The 18,479-nt window shown below is 71.5% G+C and carries 16 protein-coding genes; 7 read left to right on the forward strand and 9 right to left on the reverse strand.

Annotation, left to right across the window (positions count from 1 at the left end; genetic code table 11):
- Positions 1 to 130: 130 nt before the first annotated feature.
- The 4 genes from ACFYTT_RS16380 to ACFYTT_RS16395 form a co-directional block, all read right to left on the reverse strand.
- Positions 131 to 964, reverse strand: a complete 834-nt coding sequence (locus ACFYTT_RS16380; RefSeq protein ID WP_131051540.1) for a carbohydrate ABC transporter permease — start codon at positions 962 to 964, stop codon at positions 131 to 133.
- 156 nt (positions 965 to 1,120) lie between these two features.
- Positions 1,121 to 2,128, reverse strand: a complete 1,008-nt coding sequence (locus tag ACFYTT_RS16385; RefSeq protein WP_387260002.1) for a carbohydrate ABC transporter permease — start codon at positions 2,126 to 2,128, stop codon at positions 1,121 to 1,123.
- Positions 2,129 to 2,242: 114 nt separating this feature from the next.
- A complete protein-coding gene (locus ACFYTT_RS16390; protein WP_387260004.1) occupies positions 2,243 to 3,547 on the reverse strand; it encodes an ABC transporter substrate-binding protein in 1,305 nt (434 codons plus the stop codon).
- 181 nt (positions 3,548 to 3,728) lie between these two features.
- Positions 3,729 to 4,490, reverse strand: coding sequence for a maleylpyruvate isomerase family mycothiol-dependent enzyme (locus ACFYTT_RS16395; RefSeq protein ID WP_387260007.1), 762 nt, complete (start codon positions 4,488 to 4,490; stop codon positions 3,729 to 3,731).
- A gap of 70 nt (positions 4,491 to 4,560) precedes the next feature.
- Between ACFYTT_RS16395 and ACFYTT_RS16400 the strand changes: the two genes are divergently transcribed.
- Positions 4,561 to 5,643, forward strand: coding sequence for a UDP-N-acetylmuramate dehydrogenase (locus ACFYTT_RS16400; RefSeq protein WP_255446595.1), 1,083 nt, complete (start codon positions 4,561 to 4,563; stop codon positions 5,641 to 5,643).
- A 106-nt stretch (positions 5,644 to 5,749) separates the two neighbouring features.
- Here the strand turns inward: ACFYTT_RS16400 and ACFYTT_RS16405 are convergent, their stop codons facing one another.
- Positions 5,750 to 6,565, reverse strand: coding sequence for a class I SAM-dependent methyltransferase (locus ACFYTT_RS16405; RefSeq protein WP_176095333.1), 816 nt, complete (start codon positions 6,563 to 6,565; stop codon positions 5,750 to 5,752).
- A 327-nt stretch (positions 6,566 to 6,892) separates the two neighbouring features.
- Here ACFYTT_RS16405 and mshA point away from each other — a divergent pair, with 327 nt between their 5' ends.
- The 3 genes from mshA to ACFYTT_RS16420 all read left to right on the forward strand — a co-directional run bounded on the left by mshA (position 6,893) and on the right by ACFYTT_RS16420 (position 10,615).
- A complete protein-coding gene (mshA, locus tag ACFYTT_RS16410; protein ID WP_387260011.1) occupies positions 6,893 to 8,245 on the forward strand; it encodes a D-inositol-3-phosphate glycosyltransferase in 1,353 nt (450 codons plus the stop codon).
- 131 nt (positions 8,246 to 8,376) lie between these two features.
- Entirely contained in the window at positions 8,377 to 8,940 is a 564-nt protein-coding gene (locus ACFYTT_RS16415; RefSeq protein ID WP_387260014.1) for a YbjN domain-containing protein, read from the forward strand.
- Positions 8,941 to 9,787: 847 nt separating this feature from the next.
- Entirely contained in the window at positions 9,788 to 10,615 is an 828-nt protein-coding gene (locus tag ACFYTT_RS16420) for a hypothetical protein (protein WP_387260451.1), read from the forward strand.
- A 388-nt stretch (positions 10,616 to 11,003) separates the two neighbouring features.
- Here ACFYTT_RS16420 and ACFYTT_RS16425 read toward each other — a convergent pair whose 3' ends face one another.
- Together ACFYTT_RS16425 and ACFYTT_RS16430 are read right to left on the reverse strand one after the other, a co-directional pair.
- Positions 11,004 to 12,326: an MFS transporter gene (locus ACFYTT_RS16425; RefSeq protein WP_387260017.1), complete on the reverse strand. Its 1,323-nt coding sequence runs from the start codon at positions 12,324 to 12,326 to the stop codon at positions 11,004 to 11,006.
- A 75-nt stretch (positions 12,327 to 12,401) separates the two neighbouring features.
- Positions 12,402 to 13,709 (reverse strand): MFS transporter, encoded by a 1,308-nt coding sequence (locus ACFYTT_RS16430; RefSeq protein WP_131054817.1) that lies wholly within the window; start codon positions 13,707 to 13,709, stop codon positions 12,402 to 12,404.
- A gap of 153 nt (positions 13,710 to 13,862) precedes the next feature.
- Between ACFYTT_RS16430 and ACFYTT_RS16435 the strand changes: the two genes are divergently transcribed.
- Positions 13,863 to 14,630 carry a phosphoglyceromutase gene (locus tag ACFYTT_RS16435; protein WP_131054816.1) on the forward strand — a complete coding sequence of 256 codons (768 nt, stop codon included), beginning with the start codon at positions 13,863 to 13,865 and terminating at the stop codon, positions 14,628 to 14,630.
- 86 nt (positions 14,631 to 14,716) lie between these two features.
- Here the strand turns inward: ACFYTT_RS16435 and phoU are convergent, their stop codons facing one another.
- Complete coding sequence (phoU, locus tag ACFYTT_RS16440; protein WP_131054815.1) at positions 14,717 to 15,367, reverse strand: phosphate signaling complex protein PhoU; 651 nt, start codon at positions 15,365 to 15,367, stop codon at positions 14,717 to 14,719.
- 200 nt (positions 15,368 to 15,567) lie between these two features.
- Between phoU and ACFYTT_RS16445 the strand changes: the two genes are divergently transcribed.
- On the forward strand, positions 15,568 to 16,857 hold the full coding sequence (locus tag ACFYTT_RS16445) for an ATP-binding protein (RefSeq protein ID WP_387260022.1): 1,290 nt from the start codon (positions 15,568 to 15,570) through the stop codon (positions 16,855 to 16,857).
- Positions 16,858 to 16,916: 59 nt separating this feature from the next.
- Entirely contained in the window at positions 16,917 to 17,600 is a 684-nt protein-coding gene (locus ACFYTT_RS16450; protein ID WP_131054814.1) for a response regulator transcription factor, read from the forward strand.
- A gap of 22 nt (positions 17,601 to 17,622) precedes the next feature.
- Here ACFYTT_RS16450 and ACFYTT_RS16455 read toward each other — a convergent pair whose 3' ends face one another.
- Positions 17,623 to 18,432 (reverse strand): hypothetical protein, encoded by an 810-nt coding sequence (locus ACFYTT_RS16455; RefSeq protein WP_131054813.1) that lies wholly within the window; start codon positions 18,430 to 18,432, stop codon positions 17,623 to 17,625.
- Positions 18,433 to 18,479 lie beyond the last annotated feature (47 nt).

An 18,479-nucleotide genomic window follows, 5' to 3' on the forward strand; every position in this document is an offset into this window, starting at 1 on the left:
CTGCGTGCCGCCACGAGGCACGGCCCTGTGTTGATGGTTCGCTCGCTGACGCTGGCTCATGCCGGCACTCCGCTTCGCTGCGTGCCTGCCTGAGCCACCCTGTGTTGATGGCTCGCTCGCTGACGCTCGCTCACGCCTTCACCGCACCTTCCATGATCCCGCCGATGATCTGGCGGCCGAACAGGACGAACACCAGCAGCAACGGCAGCGTGGCGATGGCCGTACCGGTGAACACCTGGGACATGTCCTGGTAGTAGCCGTCGGACAGGGCCCGCAGCGACAACTGCACGGTGGGATTCTCCGGGTCGTTGAGCACCGCGTACGGCCAGAGGAAATCGTTCCACGTGGTCATGAAGGTGAGCAGGCCGAGCACGGCGGCGGCCGGCCGCAGTGCCGGTACCACCACGTTCCAGTAGATCCGGGCGGTGCCGCATCCGTCCACCCGGGCCGCCTCGATCAGCTCGGTGCTGACCGCCTGACCGGCGTACTGACGCATCATGAACACGCCGAAACCGGTGACCAGGGCGGGCAGGATCACGGCGGGCAGCCGGTCGTTCAGGTTCAGCTTCGTCATCAGGATGTACAGCGGAATGACGCCGAGCTGGGTGGGCACCATCATGGTGGCGATGATGACCATCAGCATCGCGTTGCGGCCCCGGAACCGCAGCTTGGCGAAGGCGAACCCGGCCAGGCTGCAGAAGAACACCACCGAGACGGTGACCGTGGTCGCCACGATCGCCGAGTTGATCAGACCGGTCAGGAAGTAGGCGTCGGTGTTGTCGAAGAGCCGGGCGATGTTGGCGCCGAGGTTGCCGCCGGGCGTCATCGGTGGCGGCAACTGCCCCATCGCGTCGCTGCTGCGGCTGGCGACCACGAACATCCAGTAGATCGGGAAGAGCGACATCACGGTGGCGGCGATCAGCGCGCAGTACGTGAGCGGGCTGGCCCGCCAGAGCCGGCTCATCGCGCCACCTCGCTTCGCTCGGCGTCGCGACGAGCTACCGACGCGCTGCACCGAATGATTCGCTCGCTGCGCTCGCTCATCGCGCCACCTCGCTTCGCTCGGCGTCGCGACGAGGCCCCAACGCGCTGCACCGAATGATTCGCTCGCTGCGCTCGCTCATCGCGGGCCTCCCTTCCGCCCGCCGATTTTCGGGCGGGCACCGGCCCCGAGCCGGCGGATGATCAGTACGTTGATCGCGGCGACGATGGCGATCAGGGCGAAAAGCAGCCACGCCACCGCCGAGCCGTAGCCGAAGTTGTAGTAGGGCGCGAACGCGTTCTCGAACATGTACATGGTCAGCGTCTGCGACTCGCGCATCGGGCCGCCCCGGATCGCGTTGGTGCCGGAGTGGAACAGCCGTGGCTCGGTGAAGAGTTGGAGCCCGCCGATGGTGGAGATGATGACGCAGAAGATGATCGTGGGCTTGAGCAGCGGCACGGTGACGGCCCAGAACTGGCGGGCCCGGTTCGCGCCGTCGATCGCCGCCGCCTCGTACAGGTCGCGGGGGATGGCCTGCATGGCGGCCAGGAAGATCAGCGCGTTGTAGCCGGTCCAGCGCCAGTCGACCATGGCGGAGATGGCCACCCAGGAGGCGAACCGGTCGGACTTCCACCCGATCGGGTCGAGGCCCACCAGGTCGAGCATCCAGTTGACCATGCCGAACTCGCGACCGAACAGCACCCCGAAGACGATCGCCACGGCGGCCGTGGAGGTGACGTTGGGGACCAGCACCGCCATCCGCCACCCGGTCCGGAAGCGCAGGTGCCGGTTGAGCAGGTTGGCCAGCCAGAGCGCCAGGAGCAGCTGCGGCACGGTGCTGATCACGAAGATGCCGAGCGTGTTCACCACCGAGTGCCAGAAGTCGCTGTCGACCAGCAGCTGGGTGTAGTTGTCCGCGCCGATGAAGGTGGGATCGGTGCCGAGCAGGTCCCAGTCGTGCAGCGAGACCCAGAAGGTGTACGCCAGGGGCCACGCCCCGAAGATCGCGAAGATCACGAAGAACGGGGCGATGTAGAGGTAGGGCGAGTACTTCGCGTCGATCCGGCTCAGCCGGCCGGACCGGGGCGGGCGGGTTTTCCGCGGTGCCGGGGTGGCCGGCGGGTGCGCGTCGAGCTGCAACGCCATGACCCGTGACTCCTTTCCACGCCCCCGCCCCGCGCCGATCCAGGTTCGCCGTCGCGTCGACGTGGACGCGTCGGGTCCGGTGGATCGGCGACGGGGTGGGGACCGTCGGGCCGGCTACTTGGCGGCGGCCTTCTTGGCGTTGGCGATCGCGTCCTGCCACCCCTGCTCGGGGTTGCGCTGTCCCAGCTCGACGGTGCGCACGGCGTTCTCGACCTCGGTGCGTACGGCCTGGTTCTTCGGGCCCATGTAGACCGGCTTGAGGGTCTTGGCGCCCTCGCCGAAGATCCGGCCGACCGGCGCGCCGGAGAAGTACGCGTTGGTGGCCTCGGTGATGGCCGAGTCCTCCAGCGCCTGCGGCGACGACGGCAGCGGGCCCTTGGCCTTGAAGGCGCCGATGTGGCCCTCGGCGCTGGTCAGGAACTTGACCAGCTTGATCGCCTCTTCCTGGTTCTTGCTCTGGCGCGGCACGGCGAGGTGCGAGCCGCCCCAGTTGCCGCCGTCACCGGGCACCCGGGCGATGTCCCACTTGCCGTTGGCCTCCGGCCCGGCGTTGCCCTCGATCACCCCGGTCATCCAGGCGGGGCAGGCGATGGTGGCGAACTTGGACTGCTTGAAGGCGGAGACCCACTCGTCGGACCAGGAGCCGTACTTGCCGGACAGCCCGGCGTTGATGATCGCCATGGTGGTGTCCCAGGCCTGCTTCACCGCCGGGTTGCTGTCCACCACGAGGTTGTCGCTGGTGTCGTAGTAGTGGTAGCCCTGCGCGTTGCCGGCGGTCTGGAGCACGATCGTGTTGAACGTGTTGGTCGCCGCGTCCAGGAACGCGGCACCGGTGTTCGCCGCCTTGAACTTCTCACCGGTGGCGATGTACTCCTGCCAGGTCGGCCAGAGCTTCGAGACCTCTTCGCGGTCGGTCGGCAGCCCGGCCTTGTCGAACAGGTCGGTGCGGTAGCACATGGCCATGCCGCCGACGTCGGTGCCGAGGCCGATCAGCTTCTGGCCGTCGGCGGTGAGCCCCTGGTTCCACTTCCACTCCAGGAAGTTGCCCTTGAGGTCGGCGGCACCGTGGTCGAGGAGGTTGACGAAGTTGTCCGGGTTGGCCTTGTACTCGACCATCAGACCCTCTTCGATGGCGACCACGTCACCGGCGCCCTTGCCCGCCGCGAGCCACTGGGTCAGCTTCGGCGAGTACTCGTCGAGGTTGCCGCCGGTGCCCCGCTCGACGATCTTCACGCCGGGGTTGGCGTCCATGTACTGCTTGTACAGCTCCTCGTAGCCGAACTGTCCGAAGACGTCGACGGTGAGGGTTGTCGTGCCGTCCTCGGCGTCGTCGCCGCCACCGCAGCCGCTGGTGACGAGCAACGCGCCGACGGCGGCCAGGGCGGCCGCAGCGAGGCGGTGGCGCGGGAAGGTGCCCATGGTCTGGTGACCCCTCTCAGGTCGGGGTGGTGGTGGATTAAGTCCAGAGAGCGCTCTCACGAAGCTTGCGGTCCGCCCTCGATCGATGTCAAGAGAGCGCTCTCTCGGTGAGGTCACAGATCGGCCACGGGCGGCCCTCCCGATCGGAAGGGCCGCCCGTGGCGTGTCGGTGCGGTGGGGCTCAGGCGGCGCGGATCCCCTCCAGCAGGGCGCGGTCGCCCGCCACGGTCAGGGTGTCGAAGCTGACCCGTCCCCAGAGCGCCAGCAGCAGGTCGCTCGCGGTGGCGTTGACGTGTACCCGGGCATGGTGGTCGTCGTGGTCGAGGATGGTGCCGGTGTCGAGCAGGGCCACCCCCTCGCCGCGCAGCCGCAGATACCACTCCTGGGCGGCGTCGATCGCGCTCAACCGCACCACGCCGCGCCACTCCCCGGTCGCCGCCCGCCGACCCGCCGGCAGCCAGGTGTCCAGCACCTCACTCACCCCGTCGGCCGCGAGCTTGGCCTCGACCGGTTCGCCGGCGGCGATGGCGAGCTGGGCGTCCCAGCGGTGCACCGCGGTCTCGTGGGCCATCCGACGCGGCCAGAAGCCCGCCTTCTTCGGCTGCGGTGCCCAGTTCCACGCCGGAGCCTCGGGGTCGAGGGCGTCGAAGAGGGTCATCAGCTCGTCGTACGCCTGCTGCCACTGCGCCGCCGCGGTCACACCCGGCACCGGCTCGACCGGCTGTGCCCGGCGCTCCGGTGCGGTCGTCCCGCCCGAACCCACGATCGCGTGCGCCCAGCGGTAGACGCCGGCGAGATGCAGGGCCAGGTCGGCGACCGTCCAGCCGGGGCAGGAGAGCACGGGTGTCTCAGGCGGGGCCTCGGCCACCGCAGCGGCGAACGCCGGCCCCTCCGTCCGAAGCGCGCCGATCCAGAAGTCCTTGCTGCCCTGCAATCTGCTCATCGCCATCCTCCCGGGGGTGACCCGGCCACCAATGGGTGCCGCGGCTACCCACCAGCCTAGGGTGAAAGGCGTGTTCGACGCCTACGCCCAGCCGACAGTCGCCACTGAACCCGCCAGCACCGGCGATCTGGCGCAATACACGACATTACGCTTGGGTGGCCCGGCTCGCCGGATCGTCACCGCCACCACCGAGGACGAGATCGTCGCCCGGGTACGCGAGGCGCAGGACGACGTTCTCCTGCTCGCGGGCGGTAGCAACGTGGTGGTCGGCGATGCCGGCTTCCCCGGCACCGTGGTCCTCGTCCGGTCCCGGGGACTGCGCGTGCTCGCCGAAGACGAGGCGAACGTCACCGTACGCGTCGAGGCCGGCGAGCCGTGGGACGACCTGGTCGCCGCGACCGTGGCCAACGGCTGGTCCGGGTTGGAGTGCCTCTCCGGCATCCCCGGCTCGACCGGAGCGACCCCGATCCAGAACGTCGGGGCGTACGGGCAGGAGGTCGCGGACACCATCGTCGGCGTACGCGTCCACGACCGGGTCACCGGTGAGGTGACCACGGTCCCCACGGTGGACTGTGGCTTCGCCTACCGGGCCAGCGTCTTCAAGTACAGCGAGCGGTTGGTGGTGCTCTCGGTCGACTTCCGACTGACCCGCTCGCCGCTGTCCGGCCCGGTGCGCTACGCGGAACTGGCCCGGACGCTCGGTGTCTCGGTCGGCGACCGGGTGCCGGCGGCCCAGGCACGCGCCACCGTGCTGCGGCTGCGCGCCGGCAAGGGCATGGTGCTGGACCCGACCGACCCGGACACCCGCTCGGTCGGCTCGTTCTTCACCAACCCGGTGCTGGACACCGCCGGCTACGAACTGCTGAGGCAGCGGGCCGCCGACATCGGTGAGCCACCGGCCTGGCCGGGCGCCGGGGACCGGGTCAAGATCAGTGCGGCCTGGCTGATCGACAAGGCGGGCTTCGGCAAGGGCCACCCCGGCCCCGAGGGCGTCGCCATCTCCAGCAAGCACACCCTGGCGCTGACCAACCAGTCCGGCACCGCCAGCACCGACGCCCTGATCACGCTGGCCCGCGAGATCCGCGACACGGTCGAGGCCCGCTTCGCCGTGACGCTCCACCCCGAACCCGTCCTCGTCAACTGCACCATCTGACCCCGCACCACACCCGCCCGCCGCGCCGCGTGGTCGTCGGTGGGTGCGGCCGAGATGTAAGGAAGGGACCCTTCCTATACGCGAGGCGTTAGTAGGGGACCCCTCCTTACACGCGTCCCTGCCCGCGGCCTCGCGGGGCGACGGCGGGCCAGGGGATCGTCAGCTGGCCCTGACGCCACTCGCGGGGGCGGCGCAGCACGGGCCAGCCCTGGGTGCGGACCGTGGAGACCGCGCGCAGCCAGCGTTGGCGCGGGCCGAAGGGGGCGTAGCCGGCGGCAGCCCGCCAGGCGTCGTCGAGAGCCCGGATCAGGTCGTGGATCGGCTCGCCCGGCACGTTCCGGTGGATCAGCGCCTTGGGCAGCCGTTCGGCCAACTCGGCCGGACTCTCCAGGGTGGTCGGCCGGGCGGCCAGGGTCAGCGTACGAGGGCCGGTGGAGTCGAGCAGGATCCAGCTGCCGAGTCGGCCCGGCTCGTCGCAGGTGCCCTCCACCAGCAGGCCGCCCGGGGCCAGCCCGGCGAGCACGGTGGCCCAGGCGGCGGCCACCTCGCTCTCGTCGTACTGCCGCAGCACGTTGAAGGCGCGGACCACGGTGGGCCGGAGCCCGGCCAGCTCGAAGCCGCCCCGGGCGAAGGTGAGTCCGGGCGGGTCGGCGGCGGGCTGGGCGGCGTCGACGCGTACCGGATCGATCTCCAGCCCGACCACCCGCACGTCGGTACGGACCCGCGCGGCCAGCCGGGCGCGCAGCTCCACGGCCGTCACCGGCGTGGCACCGTACCCGAGGTCGACCACCAGCGGGTCCGGCGCGGCCCGCAGCGCGTCCGCGCAGTTCTCCACCATCCAGTTGTCCACCCGGCGCAGCCGGTTGGGATTCGTGGTGCCCCGGGTCACCACACCGAGCGGCCGGGATGCCCGCGTCGCCATCGTGCGAACCGGCTCAGCTCGCCCGGTGGACCCTGGGCCGCGCTGCCGGTGCGACGAGGAGGTGGCGGCCCTCGTGAGCCGGTCGACGGGCGGTGGCCGCGCCGACCCCGCTGGCGGCTCCGGTGACGTCGGCGACACGACTCATCCGGCCATTCTCGCCTCTCCTGTGGTCGCCGGAAGCGGCACCCTGGTGATGAGGTCGGTCACGCCGGGGCACCTGGACGGCGTATTTCCGGCCGCCGATCGGGAAGATGACATCCGGCGTGGAGGTTGACGCAGGAGCGCCGGTCGTGCGCGACGGCATCAACCGTGGCAAAGGGAGCGGACGTGGCGGAAATGCACACCGGTGTAGGACGTCAGCGCGGTGCCCTGCCGTGGCCCCGCCCCCGGCGGATCGCGACGCTCTCGGTGCACACCTCACCCCTGCACCAGCCGGGTACCGGCGACGCGGGCGGTATGAACGTCTACATCCTGGAGGTCGCCCGGCGGCTCGCCGAGGCGGACGTGGCGGTGGAGATCTTCACCCGCGCCACCTCCGGCGACCTGCCCCCGGTGGTGGAAGTCGCCCCGGGCGTGCAGGTACGGCACGTGATGGCCGGTCCGCTCGAAGGACTGACCAAGGAGGAACTGCCCGGCCAGCTCTGCGCCTTCACCGCCGGAGTGCTGCGTGCCGAGGCGGCCCGCCCACCGGGCCACTACGACCTGATCCACTCCCACTACTGGCTCTCCGGCCAGGTCGGCTGGCTGGCCAAGGAGCGCTGGGGCGTACCGCTGGTGCACACCGCGCACACCCTGGCCAAGGTGAAGAACGCGCGGCTCGCCGCCGGGGACCGGCCGGAACCCAAGGCCCGGGTGATCGGCGAGGAACAGGTGGTCGCCGAGTCCGACCGGCTGGTGGCCAACACCGAGGTCGAGGCCCGGGATCTGATCGACAGGTACGACGCCGACCCGACCCGGGTCGCGGTCGTCGAACCCGGCGTGGACCTCGACCGGTTCCGGCCGCTCTCCGGCGACCGGGAGGCCGCCACCGTCGCCGCCCGTACCCGGCTCGGCCTGCCCGTCCAGGGCCACCTGGTCGCCTTCGTCGGCCGGATCCAGCCACTCAAGGCCCCGGACGTGCTGATCCGCGCGATCGCAGCGCTACGTGACCGGGACCCGGTCCTGGCGCAGGAGGTGGCGGTGGTGATCTGCGGCGGCCCCAGCGGCAGCGGACTGGACCGGCCCACGGCGCTGATCGAACTGGCCGCCACGCTCGGTGTCACCGACCGGGTGCACTTCCTGCCGCCGCGCACCGGCGCCGACCTGCCCCTGCTCTACCAGGCAGCCGATCTGGTCGCGGTGCCGTCGTACAACGAGAGTTTCGGGCTGGTCGCGCTGGAGGCCCAGGCCTGCGGTACGCCGGTGGTGGCCGCCGCCGTGGGCGGTCTGGTGACCGCCGTACGCGATCAGGTCAGCGGCGTACTGGTCCGTGGGCACGACCCCGTCGACTGGGCGCGTACGCTCGGCCGCCTGCTGCCGGACCGGGCCCGCCGGGCCGAGCTGTCCGTGGCGGCGGCTCGACACGCTCGCGACTTCTCCTGGCACCGCACCGCCGCCAGCCTGCTGACGGTCTACGGCGAGGCGATGGCTGCCCACCGTGCCCGCCTCACCGCCGAGCTGACCGCGTCCCGCGCCTGGTAGCGGCACCCGCGAGAGCTCGCACCTTACGTGTAAGGAAGGGACCCCTGCTAACGCCTCGTGCATAGCAGGGGTCCCTTCCTAACACCTCGGCAGCACGGCGTACGGACAGTGCCGGCCGTAGAGTTGATCCGATGAGTGACCTTGGGGCCCTGATCGAGTCGGTCTGCGCCGAACGGGAGTTGGACTGGGAGTCCACCGGTCCGGGGTCGTACGCGGTGACCCTGCCCGGCACGCACAAACTCAAGACGGTCTGCAACCTGATCGTCGGCGAGCACGCACTGCGGATCGAGGCGTTCGTGATGCGCCAGCCGGACGAGCGGCGCGAGGAACTGTGGGCGTGGCTGTTGCAGCGCAACGCCCGGATGTACGGGGTGTCGTTCTCCGTCGACGCGGTCGGCGACGTCTACCTGACCGGTCGGGTCAACCCCGCCGGTGTCGACGCCGACGAACTCGACCGACTGCTCGGCGCGGTACTCACCTACGCCGACGAGTCCTTCGACACGATGCTGGAGATCGGCTTTGGCAGTTCGATCCGGCGGGAGTGGGAGTGGCGGGTCAAGCGGGGCGAATCCACCGCGAACCTCGCGGCCTTCGCGCACCTGTTCGAGCCGTCGCCGCAGCAGGTCGAGCCATCATCGCAGGACGAGGTGTCTCCGCAGCCCGAGCCGTCTGCGCATGGCGAGGCACAGCCGTAGCCTGGCGGGCCCTCCTCACCACTGCACGTCGAGCTGTCTCCGCAGCCCGAGCCGTCTCCACAAGGCGAGACGTCCCTGCGGGGCGAGCCGCAGCCGTACCGGGGTGAGGGGTGTCCGCAGGGCGAGCTGTCGCCGTAGCTGAGTGAGGCGTCCCCGCAGGGGGCGGGTCCTCCGGCGACGACCGGGGATTCGGATCGCTTCTGGCGGGTAAGCCGCCGCACCGCGCGGTGCGGCGTTCGGGACCCGCCGCGCCGAGACCAAGTGTCGAGGAGCGTGAGCGTCCATGGCTCAGCGAAGCAGCTCGGGTCGCGGCGGGACCGCGACCAGCACCACCCGACGGAGCAGTAGCAGCGGACGGATGTCGGAGTCGGATATCTCGCAGATGCGGGCGGAGGACATCCGGGGCCAGTTGCGGCGGTACGGCGTCTCGGGCATCTCCGCGTTGCGCAAGCCGGAGCTGGTGAAGGCGCTGGCGAAGACCCTGCGGTCCGGTGGTGCCGCCCGTCGCAGCAGTGGTCCGGCCGGTCGGGCCAAGGCGACGAAGGCGTCCGGTACGCGGCAGACCACGTCGTCCCGCATCGCTCCGGGCCGGGCGAAGGCGGCACCGGCTAAGCGCGCAGCGTCGGCCCGGAAGGCGACGACCGCAACGACCCGCAAGGCGGCCACCGCCCGGAAGAGCACCAGCGCGGCCCGGAGCACCAGCGCGGCCCGGAGCACCACCTCGGCCCGCAAGACCAGCACCGTGGCCGGCAAGGCGACCACCGCCCGCAGGTCGACTCCGGCCCGCAAGGCCACGCCCGCCCGGAAGGCGGCCACGGCCCGCAAGGCGACGACCGCCCGGAAGGCGATTCCGGCCCGGAAGGCGACCACGGCCCGGACGACCACGACGGCCCGCAGGACCACGTCGGGCCCGGCGCGAAAGACGACCACCGCCCGCAAGACGACATCGGCCAGCAAGGCGACGACAGGCCGCAAGACGACGTCGGCCCGCAAGGCGACCACCGCCCGCAAGGCGCCATCGGCCAGCAAGGCGACGTCGACCCGGAAGGCGACGGCAGCCAGCAGGGCGACGGCAGCCGCCAAGGCGACGACGGCCCGGAAGACGGCCACCGCCGCCAAGGCGACGACGGCCGGCAGGACGACGGCGGCCCGGAAGACGACAGCGGCCCGGAAGACGACAGCGGCCCGGAAGACGACGGCGGGTCCGGGCCGGAACACGACCGGTGCGGCCCGCACGAGCACGGCCCGGAAGGCCACGTCGGGCCGCACCGGGGCGGCGAAGGCCACGTCGTCGCGGGGCGGGGCGGTGCGTACCGGTGGGTCGACCGCGCGGTCGGTCCGGTCGTCGCAGGTTATCTCCTCGCTCCAGGACCGGCCGGAGCGTCCCGGTCGCAGCCTGGTCACCACCGACCACGACGTGATCCGGCGGTGGGCCCAGGCGCGCGGTGCGAAGCCGGCGACCATCAACGGTACCGAGCGGGACGGTCGGGCCGGGGTGCTGACGTTCAACATCCCGGGTTACCGGGAGAGCAGCCGGATCCGCGAGATCACCTGGGAGGAGTGGTTCCGCACCTTCGATCTGCGGAGGCTGAACCTGATCTTCCAGGAGCAGCTGCGGGACGGTCGACCGAGCAACTTCTTCCGGACGGAGTCGCCCGATCGGGAGGACGGCTGAGGTTTGCGGGAATCTCGGTCGGGTACCCGCTGTTGGCGCCAAGCAGGGGCAAACACGCAGCTCAGGGGACTCCCACTGCGCGTTGTGACGGGCGAGACAGCCGTTCGAGTTGAATCGCCCCCGCTGGCCGAACTAGCTTTATTACACCGCGCCACGCTCGGAAACGTTCGGGGGAGCGGCGGATCGATCAGGTCCGTGCACCGAGTGGGGTGTCGGGGGACGGGTGGATCAACACCGTTGGGGGACGGTGCCCCACCTGTTTGGACCGGCGGCGTGAGCGGGCGTCGCTTACGGGGGTGAGTGCCGCCCGCCGCCGCCGGTCGTACGACGCGAGTGCCCGGTACGCCCCGCGTACCGGGCACCACGCGTTCTCGGGGCCGGCCGTGTCTCAGGATGCGGCGGCGACCGAGGTGGCGACCGGCTCGGCCGGGGCCCGCCGTAGCGCGGCCACCCGGCGGTCCCGGGCCGGTCCGGCGAGCAGGTGGCCGCCGGCCGCCGCCAGCCCCAGCGCGCCGACGATCAGCCAGTGCCCGTCGCCCCACTGCTGGAGGCTGAAGCCGCCGAGCGTCGGCGCCACGAACGACGCCGCCGGGAAGGCCAGGTAGAACACCGACTGGTAGCGGGCCCGCAGCGCCGGTGGGGCCAGGTCAGCGTTGATCTGCGCGTTCGGCGGCGCGGCGAGCATGGAGCCGACCGTCCAGACCACGCAGGCGCCCAGGTAGAAGGCGAGGCGGTCGGCGAACGCCAACGCCCCGAAGCCGACCGCCAGCAACGCCGTGGAGGCGGCGAGGACGGTGCCCTTGCGGTGCCGGTCGATGAGCCGGGGTACGAAGAGTTGCCCCAGCACGATCAGCACCCCGCCGAGAGCCACCACCGAGCCGTACGCGGAGGGGCCGAGCCCGTCCGCGCGCATCGCCAGCGGCATGATCGTCGACGCCTGCATGGTCAGGACCGCCAGCACGAAGGTCAGCCCGACGAAGACCAGGAAGTGCCGGTCGGTGAGCGCGGTGTGCAGCCCGGGGCGGCGGGTACGTCGCCGGACGGAGGTCGGCGGCGGTGGTGCCGTACCCGCCGGTGGTGTGGACCTGGCGGGCATCGTCTCCGGGACCTTCCACGCGATCAGCAGCGCGGTGGCCAGCGTGGCGGCGGCGTCCACCAGGAAGAGCGCGACGTAGCTCGCCTCGGCCAGCAGTCCGGCCAGCAGCGAGGCCACCGCCATGCCCAGGTTGAACGCCCAGAACTGGAGGTTGAAGGCGCGCGAGCGGCGGTGTTCCGGCACCACGTCGACGATCGCCGCGACGAACGCCGGGCTGGGCATCGAGTGCGTCACGCCGACCAGCAGGGCGAGCGCCGCGATGACCGCGAGATGCTGGCTCAGTGCCAACGCGACCATCAGCCCGGCGGTGACCAGGTGCGCGGCCACCAGAGTCGACCGGCGGCCCCAGCGGTCGGCCAGCACCCCGCCGAGCAGTACCCCGATCGCCCCACCGGCCCCGTACGCCCCGACCACCACCCCGGCCAGCGACGCGCTGGCTCCTCGGGCGGCGGTCAGGTAGAGCGACAGGAAGAGCATCGCGAACGCGCCGGCTCGGTTGATCAGCAGCCCGGCCCAGAGGTACCAGAAGGTGGCGGGCAGTCCACCTGCCGTGTCGGCGAGCCAGCGGCGCGGCCCGGCGGCCGTACCGCGCTCGTGCTGGTCTGCGGCCCGCACCCCGACCTCCCGATCTGTTCGGTTACCTAACAGATCTTGCCCGAGCCGGTCGGAGGGGTGGGACGAGGGGCGGACTCAGCTCCGGGTGGTCGCCACCGGCTCGGCCGCCTGGGGCGCCGCCGGCTGCGGTGCGGTCGACTGGACGGTCACCACGGGGGCGGCACCGGCGGTCCGCAGCGCCAGCGCACGCCGCTCCCGGGCCGGTCCGGAGACCAGGTGGCCGACCGCCATCACGGCACCGATGGCGGCACAGCCCAGCCAGAGGGTGGCGTTGCCGGCCTGCTCCCGCACCAGGCCGCCGAGGATCGGTGCGGCGGCTCCGGCGAGCTGCCAGGAGAGCGAGAAGACGCCCTGGTATCGGCCACGCAGCTCGCCGGGGGAGAGTTCGGCGATGAGGGTGGCGTTGGACGGCGAGTTGAGCATCTCGCCCACCGTCCAGATCAGCACGGTGAGCCCGAAGAACCAGGCCACGTCGGCGAAGGCGGTCAGCCCGAAGCCGACGCCCATCACCACCGCCGCCAGGGCGAGCACGTGCGAGCGGTTGCGGCCCCGGATCAGCCGGGGTACGAAGAGCTGGCCGGCGACGATGAGGACCCCGTTGAGCGCGATCACCGAGCCGTACGTGGCGGGGCTCAGGCCCGAGTCGGCCATCGCGATCGGCAGCATCGAGATGTGCTGGAGGAAGACCAGCGCCCCGAGCAGGTTCAGTGCCACGAAGCCCAGGTACACCCGGTCGGTGAGGATGGTGCGCAGGGCGCCGGGGCGCTTGCCGTCGCGGGGCATCCCCACGCTCACGGTGCGCGTCTCCCGTACCCGGATGAAGATGATCAGTGCGGTGACCAGTGTGGTCGACGCGTTCACCACGAACAGCAGCAGGTAACCGGCCTGGGCGGCGAAGCCGGCCAGCACCGCCGCGCAGGCGAAGCCGAGGTTGATCGCCCAGTAGTTGAGCGAGAACGCGCGCAACCGGTCCCGCTCCGGCACGACGTCGATCATCATGGCGCCGAACGCCGGCCGGGCCGCCTCGGCGAAGAGGCCGAGCAGCAGCGCTCCCGCCGCGAGGGTCGACAGGTCCCGGGCGAAGCCGAGGGCGAGCATCATGGTCGCCGCGCCGAGGTGGGCGGTGAGCAGGGTGGGTCGCCGTCCCCACCGGTCGGTGAGCGTACCGCCGGCGGTGGTGCCGACCGCGCCCCCGACGCCCCACGCGCCGATCACCAGGCCCGCCTGGGAGGCCGAGAAGCCGCGTTCCTGGGTCAGGTAGATCGCGAGGAAGACGAGGACGAACGAGCCGAGGCGGTTGATCAGCGTTCCGGTCCAGAGGTACCAGAAGGTCGTCGGTAGACCGCCTGTGGTGTCCCGGAACCAGCCCCGTATCGCGCGCACCTGGGCGCACCCCCGTTTCGGTAATGACCAATGATCGAGATGATCCCTTACAACTTAGATGTCGGCCGGAAGCCCGGTCACGCCGTTTTCCACGTGGTGGTCGTCACCCCCCTTCCCGCGCGTCCACTCGCGGGTTGCGGCAGGATGATCCGCATGACAGCTAGCGAGGGACCCACCGTCGGGACGCTGGTCCTGCTGCGGCACGGCGAAAGCGACTGGAACGCCAAGAACCTCTTCACCGGCTGGGTCGACGTGGACCTGACCGCGAAGGGGGAGAACGAGGCGCGCCGCGGCGGCGAGCTGCTGCGCGAGCACGACCTGCTCCCCGACGTGGTGCACACGAGTGTGATGCGCCGCGCCATCCGCACCGCCGAGCTGGCGTTGAACGCCGCCGACCGGCACTGGATCGCGGTGCGCCGGTCGTGGCGGCTCAACGAGCGGCACTACGGCGCCCTGCAGGGCAAGGACAAGAAGCAGACCCTGAACGAGTACGGCGAGGAGCAGTTCATGCTCTGGCGCCGCTCGTACGACACCCCGCCGCCGCCTATCGCGGACGACGACGAGTGGTCGCAGGTCGGTGACCCGCGGTACGCGCTGCTGCCGACCGAGTTGATGCCCCGCACCGAGTGCCTCAAGGACGTCGTCGACCGGATGCTGCCCTACTGGTACGACTCGATCGTGCCGGACATCCTGGCCGGTCGGACCGTGCTGGTGGCGGCGCACGGCAACTCGCTGCGGGCGCTGGTGAAGCACCTGGACCAGATCAGTGACGAGGCGATCGCCAAGCTCAACATCCCGACCGGGATTCCGCTGCGCTACGACCTGGACCCGCAGCTGCGTCCGCAGACGCTGGGCGGCACCTACCTCGACCCGGAGGCCGCCAAGGCTGCCGCCGCCGCGGTGGCCAACCAGGGCCGCTGACGCCCGCACCCGGCCCGTCGGGCTCGGACGTTAGGAAGGGCCCCCTGCTATACGCGAGGCGTTAGCAGGGGGCCCTTCCTTCGCTCTCAGGCCGGGGTGACGGGCTCGCCGGTGATCAGGTAGACCACGTGCTCGCCGCTGTTCACCGCGTGGTCGGCGAACCGCTCGTAGAAGCGTCCGAGCAGGGTGGCGTCGATGGCCGTCTCCACGCCGTACGGCCAGTCCTCGCCGAGTAGCACCCCGAACAACCCCTTGTGCAGCTCGTCCATCGCGTCGTCGTCGCTGTCCAGCTCGGCGGCGACGGTGGCGTCGGGACGCGCCAGCACCGAGGCGATCTTCTCGGCCATCCGGTCGGCGATGCCGGCCATGTCGGTGAAGACCGGCCGCAGCTCCGCCGGCACGGCCGGCGACGGGTGCCGGCGCAGCGCGGTCTTGGCGACGTGGTCGGCCAGGTCGCCCATCCGTTCCAGGTCGGCGGCGACGTGTAGGGCGGTGATCATGGCGCGCAGGTCCGACGCGACCGGTGCCTGGCGGGCCAGCAGGTCACAGACCCGCTCCTCCACCTGCCGGTAGAGCGCGTCGATCCCGGCGTCCCCCGCGATCACCGATTCGGCTGCCTGCCGGTCGGCGGTGAGCAGGGCCCGGGTGGCCTGGCGCAGCGCCGCCCGCACCCCCTCGGCCATCTCCACCAGCATCTGGCTGACCGTTTCGAGATCGGCCCGGAACTCGTCGCGCATGCTCACGTCCTGTCGGTCGGCGCCGGCACCGCGCCGGCGAGGGTTCGTGCAGGTACGCCGCCCAAGCTAGGAGCACCGGGAGGACCTCAGGTGAACGCCGGTGAACTGAGCCGGACGCGCAGGTGAACTTTCCCGGAAGTGAGAGTGCTTCGTCCCGTTCCGTACGGTAGCCGGGTCGACAATGACCCTACGATCGCCGGGTGACGTGGGCGGTGACGGTGGGAGTGGCCTCGGCCCTGGTGGTCGGGCTGGTCGCCGGACTGTCGCTGTCCCGGTTCGTCCCGGCGGCGCGCCGGTCGGCGGGCTCCGCCGGACGTGGGTGGGCCGGTCTCCGGCTCGGTAGGGGGAGGCACACGATCGTCGACGAGGTGCAGGTCGGGCTCGGCCGCCGCGCGATCGACTCGCTGCGTGCCGGAGTGGTGGTGCTCGACCCCGAGGACGTACCCGTGCTCGTCAATCCGGCGGCCCGGGCCCTGGGCCTGCTACGGACCGGTGGCCGGCCGGGCTCGATCATCGCCCACCCGCTGGTCCGTACGCTGGCCGGGCAGGTACGCCGCACCGGCGTACGCCGCGAGATCGAGCTGGACCTGCCCCGGGGCCGCGACAACGCCGGGGACAACCCGCTCGGCGTGCACCTGCGGGCGATGGGCCTGGGCGGCGGTTACATCGCCGTGGAGGCGACCGACGTGACCGAGTCGCACCGGCTGGCCCGGGTGCGACGCGACTTCGTGGCCAACGTCAGCCACGAGCTGAAGACCCCGATCGGCGCGCTGCAACTGCTCGCCGAGGCGCTGCTCGACGCCACCGAACCGGCCGGCGGTGACCGGCCGGACCTCTCCGAGGACATGGTGGCGGCCCGGCGGTTCGCCGAGCGGATCCAGCACGAGTCGACCCGCTTGGGGCGGCTGGTGCAGGAACTGCTGGAGCTGACCCGCCTCCAGGGCGCCGAGCCGCAGCCGGCCCCCGAACCGGTCGCGGTGGACTGGGTCGTCTCCGAGGTGGTGGACCGGACCCGGACCACGGCCGCCGCCCGCCGGGTCCGGGTGACGGCCGACTCCGGCCGGGGGCTGACCGTGTACGGCAGCGACAGCCAACTGGCCACGGCGGTGGCGAACCTGGTGGAGAACGCCGTGAACTACTCGGGCGAGGACACCACGGTACGGATCACCACGCGGGCCACCGACGATCACGTGGAGATCGCCGTGGCGGACCAGGGCATCGGGATCGCGCCCACCGACGTGGACCGGATCTTCGAACGGTTCTACCGGGCCGACCAGGCCCGGTCCCGCTCCACCGGCGGTACCGGCCTGGGGCTGGCCATCGTCAAACACATCGCGAGCAACCATGGCGGCCGGGTGTACGTGACGAGCACTCTTGGTGGTGGGTCGACGTTCACCCTCCGGCTGCCGGCCCGACCGCCGGACGACCTGCTGGCGGCACTGCCGGCCGGTGGGATCGAGGCCGGCCCGGCCGACCTCCGGCAGGTCTGAACCACACATGGATCAGGCCGGGCACCGCCCGGTCCGACCCGGATCGAAGGGAAACACCGTTGAGCCGCGTACTGGTGGTCGAGGACGAGGAGTCCTTCTCCGACGCCCTGTCGTACATGCTCCGCAAGGAGGGGTTCGAGGTCTCCGTGGCCGCCACGGGCACGTCGGCGCTGACCGAGTTCGACCGGACCGGGGCCGACATCGTCCTGCTCGACCTGATGCTGCCCGAGATGTCCGGGACCGAGGTCTGCCGGCAGCTCCGGCAGCGGTCGCACGTGCCGATCATCATGGTCACCGCCCGGGACAGCGAGATCGACAAGGTGGTCGGCCTGGAGATCGGTGCCGACGACTACGTCACCAAGCCGTACTCTCCCCGCGAACTGGTCGCCCGGATCCGGGCGGTGCTGCGCCGGCAGACCGTCGAGACGACCGAGTCGGGCCTGCCGACGCTGGCCGCCGGCCCGGTCCGGATGGACATCGAACGGCACGTGGTGACCGTCGACGGGGGCGCGGTGCAGTTGCCGCTCAAGGAGTTCGAGCTGCTCGAACTGCTGCTGCGCAACGCCGGCCGGGTGCTGACCCGGGGACAGTTGATCGACCGCGTCTGGGGCGCCGACTACGTGGGCGACACGAAGACGCTAGACGTCCACGTCAAGCGCCTGCGCTCCAAGATCGAGCCGGAGCCGTCCACGCCGCGCCACATCGTGACGGTGCGCGGTCTGGGCTACAAGTTCGAGCCGTGATCCACCGACCGGCGACCGGTCGTCAGGCCGGGTCGGCCGGGTGCGGGGCGACCAGGCCCTGCCGGACCCGCGCCGCGCACAGCTCGGCCAGCCGGGCGTACGCGGCGGCGCCGACCAGGGCGGTCAGCTCAGGCCCGTAGGAGAGGTACATCGGTTCGCTGCCGACGTGGGCGTCGGTGGAGGACGTGCACCACCAGTCGAGGTCATGCCCGCCCGCGCCCCAGCCCCGCCGGTCGAACTCGGCCAACGTGGAGACCAGCACCTTGGTGTTGTCCGGCCGCTTCACCCACTCCTGGTCCCGCCGGACCGGCAACTGCCAGCAGACGTCCGGCTTGTACTCCAGCGGGTGCACCCCGTCGCGCAGCGCCTGGGCGTGCAGCGCGCATCCGCCGCCGCCGGGGAAGTCGGCGTCGTTGAGAAAGACGCACGGTGCGTCCGGACCCTGGGTGGCGGTACGCCGCGCCGGGTTCTTGCCGTCCACGGTGTCGTTCTCGGTCCAGTTCTTGGTGCCGCGCCGGTAGTGCTGCCAGGTCTGCGGGGTCAGCCGCTTCACCGCGCCGCGTACCCGCTTCTCGTCGTCGGAGTCGGTGAAGAACGCGCCGTGCGAGCAGCAGCCGTCGGCGGAGCGGCCGGCGATGATGCCGTGGCAGCCCTGCCCGAAGACGCAGGTCCACCGGGACAGCAGCCAGGTGAGGTCGGCCCGGATCAGGTGCCGCTCGTCGGCCGGGTCGACGAACTCGATCCACTCCCGAGGGAAGTCCAGCGGCACCTCACGGCTGCGCGGGTCCGCCGGGTCGTCCACCAGCACGCGGAGTTCGATCTGCCCTGTCACTCGGCCCAGCGTACGCGTGGTGCAGGGGGATGGCCGGTGAGTGACGC

The sequence above is a fragment of the Micromonospora sp. NPDC003816 genome, assembly GCF_042874705.1.
Classification (GTDB): domain Bacteria; phylum Actinomycetota; class Actinomycetes; order Mycobacteriales; family Micromonosporaceae; genus Micromonospora.

What these genes read in the sequence shown, in the direction of transcription:
- ACFYTT_RS16380 (WP_131051540.1), bottom strand. Translation starts at nt 964, where the DNA reads ATGAGCCGGCTCTGGCGGGCCAGCCCGCTCACGTACTGCGCGCTGATC.
- ACFYTT_RS16385 (WP_387260002.1), bottom strand. Translation starts at nt 2,128, where the DNA reads ATGGCGTTGCAGCTCGACGCGCACCCGCCGGCCACCCCGGCACCGCGG.
- ACFYTT_RS16390 (WP_387260004.1), bottom strand. Translation starts at nt 3,547, where the DNA reads ATGGGCACCTTCCCGCGCCACCGCCTCGCTGCGGCCGCCCTGGCCGCC.
- ACFYTT_RS16395 (WP_387260007.1), bottom strand. Translation starts at nt 4,490, where the DNA reads ATGAGCAGATTGCAGGGCAGCAAGGACTTCTGGATCGGCGCGCTTCGG.
- ACFYTT_RS16405 (WP_176095333.1), bottom strand. Translation starts at nt 6,565, where the DNA reads ATGGCGACGCGGGCATCCCGGCCGCTCGGTGTGGTGACCCGGGGCACC.
- ACFYTT_RS16415 (WP_387260014.1), top strand. Translation starts at nt 8,377, where the DNA reads ATGAGTGACCTTGGGGCCCTGATCGAGTCGGTCTGCGCCGAACGGGAG.
- ACFYTT_RS16435 (WP_131054816.1), top strand. Translation starts at nt 13,863, where the DNA reads ATGACAGCTAGCGAGGGACCCACCGTCGGGACGCTGGTCCTGCTGCGG.
- phoU (WP_131054815.1), bottom strand. Translation starts at nt 15,367, where the DNA reads ATGCGCGACGAGTTCCGGGCCGATCTCGAAACGGTCAGCCAGATGCTG.